Below are 12,206 nucleotides of genomic sequence, written 5' to 3'. Positions count from 1 at the left end.
GATCACGCCGATATTTAAGCTCGGCGGCGGAAGCAGGCGGTGGCGGATCGTCAGAAGCCAGCGGTGCTCCATCTCATTTAACCCCTGAATTACTTTGATCGCCTTCTCGATCGCGCTGACGCCCTCGGCTTTTGCACCGGAATGGCACGCTTTTCCTTCAAAATCAACCTTAAAGAATACCCAGCCCATATGCGCCAGAATCAGGGTATCGTCGGTCGGCTCGCAGTTGACAACGCCGTCGGCTTTCAGACCGCGCATTACCGCCTGGATCGAGCCATTGCCTCCGCCTTCCTCGTCACACACGGAGGTAATTGTCACATCGCCCGGCAGCTCATACCCGGCATCCTGCAAAAGCTTTACCGCCATCACCGATGCCATCAGACCGCCCTTCATATCCGTGCAGCCGCGTCCGTACATCTTGCCATCCCGAATTACCGGCTCAAACGGCGGGTTCGTCCAGCCGTCTTCCATCTCCGCCGGCATAACGTCAATATGACCGTTAAATAACAGGCTTTTTCCGCCCTGTTTTCCTTTAAATGTCGCATAGACATTGGCACGGTCGGTCTGGTTGTGCCCCAGGTTTCCTTCCTGGTGCTTTTTGTAGCTTTCCTGAATCACAGCCTCATCCATCGGATCCACCGTGATCTCGTCGGCTCCCATCGATTCAAACAGGTTTACCATATACTCCTGTCCCTGTTTCTCCAGACCACCGTCGATTCCGTGCCCTAAGTCATGGGTATCAATTCCCACCAGATTCTTGAGTTCTTCGATATATTTCTCTTTGTTCTGCTCTAAAACTTCTTTCAGGTCTCTCATCTATATCTGCCTCCGAACACAAGTATTATAACTATGCCTCGCTGTATCTTCTCAGCCCTGCCTCAACGATATCCCAGAACTTCGCCGCATCGATATCGATCGCTACGTTTGCAGTCGGCTCCTGTCCGCCGTAACCGAAGAAATCGCAGTTGGTACGTCCGTAGGACTGGACGCTGCGGATGTCAATGTCCACATGCATCGGTTTCAGGGTCACAACGCTCGGATCAATCAGCCATGCGATCGTAACCGGATCGTGCAGAGGTCCGCCTTCCCAGCCAAATACCTCTTTCTGGGTCTTGCAGAAGAAGCGCATCAGATCCGCAAAGAGCTTGGATGCCTTATTGCCGATCTTCTCCATCCGGTCAACGATCTCCGGATAGCACAGTACCTTGCGGGTAACATCCAGACCCATCATCGTGATTGGGCGTCCGCTGGTAAAGCATACATATGCTGCATCCGCATCGGCGATGATATTGAACTCTGCCGCTGGAGTTACGTTACCATTGGTATACGCGCCTCCCATCAGGACGATCTGTTTGATCTTCGGAATAATCGCCGGTTCCATCCGCATCGCCATCGCCAGATTGGTCATCGGACCGGTTGTCACCATCGTGATATCGCCGTCGGACTCCATCAGGGTTTTGATGATGAAATTGACTGCATGCTCTTTCTCTAATTCTTTTGTCAGCGGCGGGAAAACCGGACCATCCAGCCCTGTTTCACCGTGGATATCGCCCGCTATCATTTTTTCACGCACCATCGGCTGTCCGCAGCCCGCATACACTGGCACATCCACACCGAGCCACTGGCACACATTTCTCGCATTAATCTGCGTTTTCTCCAGCGTCTGGTTGCCTGCTACGACTGTAATACCTAACAGATCGATCTTGTCACTGTTCGCCGCCAGCGTGATCGCGACCGCGTCATCATGTCCCGGATCGCAGTCAAGAATAATTTTTGTCTTTTCCATCTGATTATGTCCTCCTTATAGTGTTTTATCTTTCTTCATCATCAGCTTCCCACATGCAGGGAAGATTCTCTCTTCTTGTTGGCTGATATCTTCGCAATCATGGAAATTGCCAGTACCGCGATGGTCACGATATACGGCATCATCAGAACGAACTGGGATGGAATGCCATATGCCTGGAGGCGGGCACCGACGGAATCTGAAAATCCAAAGAGCAGACAGCCCAGTGTGGTCAGAACCGGGTTCGCGCCGCCGAAATACATGGCTGCAACGCCCATGAAACCACGGTTATTGGTCATGTTCTCGATAAACTGAGTACTGTATCCCAGGGAAAGATGTGCACCTGCCAGACCACCGATGAGACCAGAAAGCAGCATCGCCTGATATTTGATTGCATTTACCTTAATACCTGCCGTCTTGGCTGCTTCCGGAAACTGCCCCACCGCACGCAGACGCAGTCCCCATACAGTCTTATAAAAGAAGAACTGAAGCAGAATAATCAAAACGATGGCAAACCACTCGGTCACACACCAGTTGTTAAACAGGTCGCCAACCACCGGCAGATTGTCTAAAAATCCGAGCGACACACGTGGAATTGCTTTGATGTCCGGGCTGGAAAAGCTGCCGGTGCTGTGGAAGATCGCATTTACCATGAATTTTGTGAGCGCCAGCGCCAGCAAGTTGATACCCATACCGATCGCACAGATCTCAGAATTATAACGGATATGACCGACCGCCATGATCATCGCAATCACAGCACCCGCGATCATCGCCGCGATGATACCTAACAGCCAGCTTCCGGTAAAGTAGCTGACCGCTACTGCTGTAAAAGCACCTACCAGCATGATACCCTCAGTACCGATATTTAAGATATTGGCCTGCTGGGTGATTGCCGCACAAAGAGCGGCAAAGATGATCGGAGTCGCTGAACGAAACGTTGCATAAATCAGCGACGCATTAAAGATTTTATCAAAATTCTGCATTATCGCATTCATGCCTTCTCCTCCTTCTTCTCCTCCGTTTTCTTTTTACGTTTCTTTGTAAACTGGAATGCAGTCTCCATGGTCGCTATGATAATGAAAACTGCTGTAATGGTATCAACCAGCGATTTTGGTACACCGGTTGACTGCTGCATTCCCATAGCACCTGATTTTAAAACTGCCAGGAAAAATGCCATAAATGGAGTTGAAACCATGTTGTTCTTCACAATCAGAGCTGCCAGCATACCATTGCTTCCAAGTCCAGTTGCGAAGTTGTTCAGGAAATATCCGTGAACACCCAGAACCTCGATGCAGCCTGCCATGCCGCCTAACATACCGGAAAGCATCATAGCACCGACAAATACCTTTTTGGAATCAATTCCCACATAATCCGCATGGGTCGGATTCAGGCCGACGGTACGGATCTTGTAGCCCCAGCTGCTTTTCTGAAGCATAAAAATAATCACAATCACGGTGATGGCTGCGATGAAAATACCAACGTTGACACTGCTGGGTTTCATAAACTGATACAGTCTTACCGTAACCGGCAGGGACTGAGCATTAGCAGTACCGGCACTCATAGGTCCGCTGACCAGATAAGATGTGATATAAAGGGCTACTGTGTTCATCAAAATGGTGGTACATACTTCATTTACATTATAATAGGCACGCAGAACCGCCGGAATAAAGGCCCAGGCAGCTGCTACCACCATAGCACCTACGAAGCAGGCCACATACAGAGCCGGCTTCGGAAGGAAGGTCCAGTTGATGCCGATATAAGCAGCTGTGATACCGCCCAAGAAAACCTCGCCCTCAACACCTACGTTAAATGCGCCTGCTTTCGCTGCAACTGCAAAAGCAATGGATGTCAGCAGCAGCGGAGTAAATCCTGCCAAGGTTGTACCAAGACGAAGCTCTCCGTCAAAAGCACCTCGGAACAGCGCCGCATATGCATCAATCGGATTCTCCCCGATCGCTACGATAAACAGCGCACCGACACCCATCGCAACGAGTATCGTAATAAGAATCCTTCGAATACCATTTAATGTCTGATTCATACTGCTGCTTCACCGTCCTTCCCTGTGTCTGTACCGCCCATCATAAGCAGACCCAGATTGTTCTCATTCGCCTCATCCGCACGCATCTCGCCGGTGATCTTGCCCTCATGGATAACAACGATACGATCCGAAAGGGAGATAATCTCCTCCAGCTCTGCCGATACCAGCAGGACACCGGCGCCTGCCTTTTTCGCCTTTTCCAGTGTATTACGAATCAGCTCGATGGCACCGATATCTACACCTCTGGTAGGCTGGGATGCTACCAGAAGCTTATTGCCAAGAGATACCTCCCGGGCTACTACGACCTTCTGTGCATTGCCGCCGGATAAAGAGGATGTAGGAAGATTATAATCCGCCGGGCGGATATCAAACTGTTCTACCATTTCTTTTGCATAGGTATCCTGTCCTGATTTATTCATCATGATGCCCTTGGTAAATGGAGGCTGATCCAGGCGGACTGCGATCAGATTTTCCTCGATGGTCATGGCACGGTTCAGACCTCTTGTATTTCGATCCTCCGGAATATGGGAAAGACCGCTCTCTCTCACTTTTCTCGGACTCTGATTCGTAATATCCTTGCCGCAAAGAAGGATCTTGCCCTTCTCTACCTTGCGGAGTCCGGTGATCGCCTCAACCAGCTCACTCTGTCCATTTCCATCGATACCTGCCACGCCGACAATCTCACCGGCCTTGACATGCAGGGACATGCCCCGGATCTTCGATGTCTCCTTCTGGCTGGGAATCCACACATCCTGAACCTCCAGAATCGTATCTCCCGCCTCAGAATAAGCCTTATCAATGTTTAAGAATACTTCACGTCCGATCATTCGTTTGGTCAGATCCAGCGGAGAAGTTTCCTCTTTATTAACAGTGCCCATATATTGTCCCTGACGCATCACAGAGATGCGGTCTGATATTGCCATAACTTCATTCAGCTTATGAGAAATAAAGACAAGGGATTTTCCATCCTGTTTCAGATTGTTCAGGATTTCAAACAGACGTTCCGCCTCCTGAGGAGTCAGAACCGCTGTAGGCTCATCCAAAATGATGATATCAGCACCTCGCATCAATGTCTTGATAATCTCGACACGCTGCGCCTCACCAACGGATATCTGGCTTACCTTCTTATCCAGCTGCACGTCCATATGATACTGTTCAATATATTTTTTAACTTCTTTTCTTGCCTTGTCAAAGTCAATTGTCAATCCCTTTTTCGGTTCAAATCCCAGAATAATATTCTCCAGAACCGTCAGCTCATTTACCAGCATAAATTCCTGATGGACCATGCCGACACCGTGCTCAATTGCAATCTTCGGTGTGATGGTTCCCATCGGTTCCCCCTTGACGATAATCTCGCCCTCGTCAATGGGATACATGCCGTACAGAAGCTTCATCATGGTGGATTTACCAGCTCCATTTTCACCAATCAGTGAATGGATCTCGCCTTTTTTCAGAGTAAATTCGCCATGCTTTACCGCCTGAACCTGTCCGAAATTTTTGACAATTCCTTTCATCTCCACTACGTATTCGTTCATTCGATCACCCTCTCGTCCGGAAATGCCTGACGGCTCTTTCCAAGAAAAACATTTTTGTTGAAAATGAAGGGGAACCTGAAAGAATCCAGATCCCCCTTCGCCGCCAGGTTTCACTCGCTCCCGGCCTTGTCTTTATCAATTATGCCTCTGGGCCAAATCCTTCATAGTTTTCTACTACGATCTCGCCGGATTTGATCTTCTCGGCAAGCTCATCACACTTATCAACGATATCCTGCGGGAATTTGTCGCCCAGAGATTCTTTGATAACAGAGAAATCAGTCAGGCTGACGCCGCCGTCCTTCAGTGCCAGATATTTAGTTGTGCCGCCCTCAAAGGTTCCATCTACTGCAGACTGGATAACCAGGTAGCAGGCATTATCAACTCTCTTAACCATGGAAGTAAGAATATGTCCAGGCTGATCGGAATCCTGGTTTAAGTCAACGCCGATTGCGTATTTGTCAGCTTCTTTTGCACCTTCCAGAATACCAACACCGGTACCGGATGCTACGTTCATGACAATATCAGCGCCCTGCTCATACTGTGCTAAAGTCAGCTCTTTGCCCTTTAACGGATCCGTCCAGCTTCCTGCAAAAGCCTGAAGAATCTTGATATCCGGATCGATGTACTTCGCACCCTGCTCATAGCCTGTATAGAAGTCATGAAGTACCGGAATATCCATACCGCCTACCCAGCCGATGATATGATCTTCATTGACATTCGGGATATCAGTCTTGGTGGTAAACATAGCTGCTGCTGCACCTGCCAGGAAGGAGCCCTCATTCTGAGCAAAGCTGATAGACTCAACGTTCGGCAGATCTACGGTTGTATCGATAACTGCGAACTTGGTATCCGGATAACTGGAAGCATTCTCAGTGATGTAATCTGCGATGTTAGAAGAAGCACCGATAATTAAATCGTAGCCATCATCACAAGCCTGAAGCAGGTTTGCTTTCCACTCCTCAGCAGTGGTACCCTCAAGACTCTTAAGCTCGATGCCGAAATCCTCAACTGCTTTCTGTGCACCCATGTTACAGGAGTCATTGTAGCTCTTATCACCTAAGTTTCCGGTGTAAACAACACATACACGGAGCGGTTTGTCAGATTTCTCTGAAGCGTCGGCTGCCTTCGTCTCGGTATTGCTGCTGTCAGCTGCCGTTGTCTCAGCAGTGCTTCCGCCACCGCCGCAGGCTGTTAAGCTGGCGCACATTGCTGCTGCAAGTACAATGCTTAATGTTCTTTTTCTCATTCTTTCATCCTCCTTTTTTATATGAAATACGTTATCCGCCGGACCATTCCTTTGGTAAAACGTTTTTCCATTCGTTTAAAAAAAATAAATTCTCTTTTCATATTTGCTTTACAGTTATTTTACAATTACTCCCGCTGTTTTGTCAATAAATTTCGTAAAAAAACGAATATTTTTTAAAATATTGTCAAACTTTTAGCAATATTCCTTTTTTGGTCTAATGCAAAACAAAAAGGAATACGTTTCTCTCCGTTCCAGTTGTACGGTAAAACGTATTCCCTTTCAAAGTTGTATTCTATTTTCCTTGGCCTCGACGCCATCCAGCATTTTCCCAGATGATTTTTGTCTGTTTCCGAAGAAATGCATTAGTTTTCGGAACAATTCACACATTTTATGCAATGTAACAGATTGCTTGTCTGTACGATATCCCGTAAAAAAGACAACTTATTTTTTATTAAATGCCGCTTTCCCCGGATACTGTGCGCCGGTTCCCAGCTCTTCCTCAATCCGCAGAAGCTGGTTGTATTTTGCCACACGCTCGCTCCGGCTCGGTGCGCCCGTCTTGATCTGGCAGGTATTTAACGCAACCGCCAGATCTGCGATCGTCGTATCCTCGGTCTCGCCGGAACGGTGGGATACAATCGCCGTGTAACCTGCCTTATGTGCCATCTTGATTGCCTCCAGTGTCTCGGAGACGGATCCAATCTGGTTCAGCTTAATCAGGATCGAATTGCCGCAGCCGAGACGAATACCTTTTTCCAGGCGCTCGGTATTTGTTACAAACAGATCGTCGCCGACCAGCTGCACCTGTCCGCCGAGTTCTGCGGTCATCTTCTGCCAGCCTTCCCAATCCTCCTCGTCCAGACCATCCTCGATCGAGGCGATCGGGTATTTCCCGCAGAGCTGTTTCCAGTGTGCGATCAGCTCCTCGGAGGTGAAGTGTTTGCCGCTCTTCGGAAGCAGGTATTCGCCCTTCCTGCCGCTCTTCCACTCACTGGATGCCGCATCCATCGCCAGGACAAAATTCTCGCCCGGCTTATATCCGGCTCTCTCCACTGCCTCTAAGATGCACTGGATTGCTTCTTCGTCACTTCCCAGATCCGGTGCAAAACCGCCCTCATCACCGACAGAGGTTGCCAGTCCGCGCTCTTTAAGCAATGCTGCCAGTGCATGGAACACCTCGGTACACCAGCGGAGTCCCTCGCAAAAGCTCTCTGCTCCAACCGGCATTATCATGAACTCCTGTACATCGATGGTGTTTGCCGCATGCGCGCCGCCGTTTAAAATGTTCATCATCGGAACCGGAAGACGGTTTCCAGACACACCGCCGAGGAAACGGTACAGCGGGAAACCATACGCATTGGCTGCTGCCCGTGCGTTCGCGATCGAAACCGCCAGGATCGCATTCGCGCCCAGCTTGGATTTATCCTTGGTTCCGTCCGCCTCGATCATCGCTTTATCAACTGCATAGACGTTCGCCGGATCCATGCCCCTTAACACCTCTGCAATCACGGTATTCACATTCTGGACTGCTTTCTGTACGCCCTTTCCGCCGAAACGCGACTTGTCGCCGTCGCGCAGCTCCAGAGCCTCAAATTCACCAGTCGATGCACCGCTCGGTGCCGCGCCGCGTCCTATACTTCCGTCTGATAGATAAACTTCCGCCTCCACTGTTGGATTTCCTCTCGAATCAACAATCTCCCGTCCAATCACCTTTTCAATTTCCAGATGTTTCATAGCTTGTCCCTTTCCGCCGCGTGGGCTTATGTGATTTCTATTTTTGTCTAACCCGAAATCAGGAAACTTTCTGCTTTTTATTATCGGCGTTTTTCTGTTTTCTATTCATAGTCTCCACGGGGTTCCTCTGCCCCGCGTCCGGCAGGGCAACAGAGTCCACGCTTCTTTCTTTCACATTCATAATCAGCATCTGCAGGCGGTTTTCCAGATTGGCAAAGCTCACATCCGGATCGTAGTCAAGCGGCAGGATCTGGGCGTCCGGGTACATTTCCCGCATTTTTTTTACGATGCCGCGTCCTACCACATGGTTTGGCAGACAGCCAAATGGCTGTAAAATCACAAATGCCCGGCAGCCGTGCTCCGCATGGTGCAGGATCTCACCCGGAATCAGCACGCCCTCGCCCGCGTCAAAGGTGTGCGGGATGATCGGGTCACTTTCCTTTACCAGTTCCGGCAGGCGGCAGACAGGCGTATAGAGCGGATGCTGTTTCGCTATCCGATCCGCTGCCGCGTGCGCAGCGTCAAATACCCGGTTCGCCACATGGTACCAGTTTTTCTTGACAAACGGCTTTTTCAGATGATACGTCCGAATCTGCTCATCCTGGCAGAAATACGTTTTCCGGATAACATCCGTCATCCGCGCCTCGATAATCTCAAATCCATTTTTCTCCAGGTAGCGCTCAATCTCATGATTCGCGCCCGGATGGAAATTGAGGAGATACTCGCCGACGATCAGGACGCGCGGGCGCGGCTGGCTCCGGTCATATTCGATCGCATTCATCCGCTGGATCGCCTTTTTAAAGCCTCGCAGAGCGCCTGAAAGCCCATGCTGCTCCAGACCATCCACGACGAAATCCATCGCCTCATCAAATGCCTGATCGCTGCTTCCGGAAACCTTCTCATACGGGCGGATCTTGCGAAGCAGCTCTTCCAGAATATCGATCATCGGAAGCGCTCCCGCCAGACGGATCGCCGACATAAGGTTCATCCGGAAGCCCGGATGCAGATCATGATAATCGACGTCATCGTTCGTCAGAATCGCCACCTCCGGGTAGCCGGCGTCGTCAAGCGCCTTGCGAAGCAGCGCACCGTAATGGGTCAGGCGGCAGTCACCGATGTATTTTCCCATACCGATCGCCGTCTCAGATGGCACATACTGACCACTCCGAAGTGCTGCCAGCGCCTCGCCGATGACAATCTGCGCCGGGAAACAGATATCGTTGTGGACATACTGCTTTCCGAGGCGGATCGCCTCTTCCCTGCCGACCGCCAGCGGAACTGCCCGGATTCCCTGTGTCTTCAACGCCGCCGACATAATCCGGCAGAACGCGTGGGAGGTGTTCGGGACCAGAACCGTGCGCTTCTTGCGGTCATCCACCTCAAATTTAACCGGATATGGATCCGAAAGTTCGTGAACCTGCCAGGATTTTTGAATGTCTGGTCCCAGCGCAGCCGTCCCGCATTCATTTCCGCCGCCCGCATTCTCCTGCCGGCTTGTTCCAGGCTGGTTTTGCAGCCTCTCCGCCATCTCCCGCTTCTTCCGCCGCATGTTGATCGTCTCCAGGAAGGAACGCACCCTGATCCGCAGCGGTCCCTGTACCTCGCTCTCGTCAAGTTTCAGGATCAGCGGTGATTTTCCGGAGATTTCCCGCATCATACGCTGGATCTCATCCGACAAATATGCGTCATGCCCACATCCAAAGCTTACAAACTGGACATATTCCAGATTCTGGCTCTGTGCCGCCAGAACCGCGGACGCCAGCATCCGCGCGTGGTAATTGTTTACGACATCCAGACGGCTGTGGCTTAAATCCACATTTTCAATGCCCGGAACGGAATCTGCCGTCAGAACCGGAACGCCGAACTCGGTCAAAAGCTCCGGCAGGCTGTGGTTGACAAGCGCATCGTTCTGATACGGTCTTGACGCCAGCACCACCGCATAGCGCCCCTCTTTTTCCACCTCTTCCAGAACCTTCGCTCCCGCCTCTTTCAGGCGGCTCCGGAACTGCCGCATCGCATCATTTCCTGCAAGAACCGCCTTTTTCGTTTCCGACGGCTGGATGGAAAATGTCTGTTCCATATATGTAATAAGCTGACGTTCTTTATCTTCCTCCCTGTACCAGTAAAATAACGGTGCATCAAACGGAATACCCCACTGTTTCTCCGGAGAATCCGAGTTGCGAATCACAAGCGGATATCCCTTCACGACTGCACACATGGACTCGCTCGTTGATTCCGTATTTTCCGATCCGATCGCCGCAATCGACGGCATAAAAATACGATCCACTTTCTTCTTTACCAGATCGCGGATATGCCCGTGCACCAGTTTTGCCGGAAAGCAGACGGTATCTGAAGTTACCGCGCTTAAGCCTTCCTCAAACATCTTGTGCGTGCTCGGGGATGAAATCTGAATTTCAAAGCCCAGCGAACGCCAGAACGTCGTCCAGAACGGCATCGTATCCCAGAAAGCAAGGACGCGCGGCAGACCGATGGTTATATTTCGCCGCACAGTATCAGACACAGCCTTCGGCACAAGACCAGTCTTATCGGCTGCCCGCTCTGAATGACTTTTTGCAGACGATGCATCCCCCTCTTCCGCTTGATCCAGATAATCTGCAAACAGGAGTTCTTCCCGCAATTTATAGAGATTTGGCACTTTATTCCGGTTTTCGGACGCTATTTTCAGTCGCTCGCGCACCTTCACATCCTTCGGATCGCCAAGAATCTCGCCCCGCTCACAACGGTTGTTCGTGATCCATGAGGTTCCATTCGAAAACCGCACCACCGCACGCTGACAATGGTTCATACAGAACGGACACGGCACGTTCGCCTCCTGCTGCCAGGTCAGGGACTCCATTTGATCCAAACCAATAAAATGCGGCTGTTTCTGGCTCTTTGTCTCTTCCTTCGCTAAAAGCGCCGCACCGATCGCCCCCATAATGCCCGGATACGGCGCCCGGATCACCGGGCGGCCAACATACTGTTCCAGCGCACAGAGAACCGCATCATTTTCAAACGTTCCGCCCTGTACGACAATCCTCTTTCCCAGAGAATCCAGGTTCGACACACGGATAACCTTTGTAAATACATTTTCAATGATCGAACGGCACAGCCCCGCCATGATGTCCTCCGGCAGCTTTCCATTTCTCTGCTCCGTCACGATACTGCTCGTCATAAAGACGGTACAGCGGCTTCCGAGCGCAGCCGGATGCTGCGAAGAAAATGCCTTTTCAGCAATCTCCCGCGCCGGAATATGCAGGGAGGATGCAAAATTTTCCAAAAACGACCCACAGCCGGATGAGCAGGCTTCATTCACGACAATATTTGTGATAACGCCATTGTCCAGCCAGATTGCCTTCATATCCTGACCGCCGATGTCCAGAAGAAACGTCGCATCCGGCGTGTATTTTGCCGCCGCACGCGCATGTGCCACCGTCTCAACCGCGTGTGTCTCGGCCGAAAATGCGCGTGAAAAGAGCATTTCTCCATAACCGGTCGTCCCGGCTGCCAAAATCTCCAGCCGCACGCCGTGGGACGCATACTTTTCCCGCATCGCAATCAGTGCTTTCTTTGCCACCGTCAGCGGATCGCCTTGATTCGGCGCATAAAAGGAATCCAGAAGTTCCTCATTCTCATCTAACAGGACAAATTTTGTCGTCGTACTGCCCGAATCAATACCCAGATATGCCCGCAGCGTACTGCCTGACTGCGGATATACTGTTTTTCGTTCCGGGCGTCTGTGTCTCTCCTGAAATTCCGTCTGCGCCGCCTGATCGGCAAAAAATGGACGGGAACGGAACGTGCCCTCCGCCATCTCATCGCCATTTCCGGCTTCACTTTGTTTCTTTGCTTCCTCGCGCGCCGCACGCA

Annotated in this window: 8 protein-coding genes; all 8 read right to left on the bottom strand. The window is 50.8% G+C overall.

Annotation, left to right across the window (positions count from 1 at the left end; all coding sequences use genetic code 11):
- Positions 1-816: M20 family metallopeptidase (locus tag QVO97_RS07720; RefSeq protein ID WP_288189340.1), on the bottom strand; the 816-nt coding region annotated here is incomplete at its 3' end.
- Between the two features lie 31 nt (positions 817-847).
- The gene (locus QVO97_RS07715) at positions 848-1,786 is read right to left on the bottom strand and encodes a nucleoside hydrolase (RefSeq protein ID WP_022359767.1); all 939 of its coding nucleotides are present in this window, start codon (positions 1,784-1,786) and stop codon (positions 848-850) included.
- Between the two features lie 41 nt (positions 1,787-1,827).
- Positions 1,828-2,778, bottom strand: coding sequence for an ABC transporter permease (locus QVO97_RS07710; RefSeq protein ID WP_022359766.1), 951 nt, complete (start codon positions 2,776-2,778; stop codon positions 1,828-1,830).
- Positions 2,775-3,821, bottom strand: a complete 1,047-nt coding sequence (locus tag QVO97_RS07705; protein ID WP_022359765.1) for an ABC transporter permease — start codon at positions 3,819-3,821, stop codon at positions 2,775-2,777. Before QVO97_RS07705 ends, QVO97_RS07710 begins: the two co-directional genes overlap by 4 nt.
- Positions 3,818-5,356 (bottom strand): ABC transporter ATP-binding protein, encoded by a 1,539-nt coding sequence (locus tag QVO97_RS07700; RefSeq protein WP_022359764.1) that lies wholly within the window; start codon positions 5,354-5,356, stop codon positions 3,818-3,820. Before QVO97_RS07700 ends, QVO97_RS07705 begins: the two co-directional genes overlap by 4 nt.
- A gap of 139 nt (positions 5,357-5,495) precedes the next feature.
- Positions 5,496-6,602, bottom strand: coding sequence for a BMP family lipoprotein (locus QVO97_RS07695; RefSeq protein WP_022359763.1), 1,107 nt, complete (start codon positions 6,600-6,602; stop codon positions 5,496-5,498).
- Between the two features lie 441 nt (positions 6,603-7,043).
- On the bottom strand, positions 7,044-8,336 hold the full coding sequence (gene eno, locus QVO97_RS07690) for a phosphopyruvate hydratase (protein ID WP_022359762.1): 1,293 nt from the start codon (positions 8,334-8,336) through the stop codon (positions 7,044-7,046).
- Positions 8,337-8,394: 58 nt separating this feature from the next.
- Positions 8,395-12,206, bottom strand: a 3,812-nt coding sequence (locus QVO97_RS07685; protein ID WP_288189336.1) for an acyl-CoA dehydratase activase-related protein, incomplete at its 5' end; no start/stop codon positions are given.

The organism is Clostridium sp. CAG:43 (genome assembly GCF_000434655.1).
Classification (GTDB): domain Bacteria; phylum Bacillota; class Clostridia; order Lachnospirales; family Lachnospiraceae; genus Otoolea; species Otoolea fessa.
This window is presented reverse-complemented; position numbering and strand designations above follow the sequence as displayed.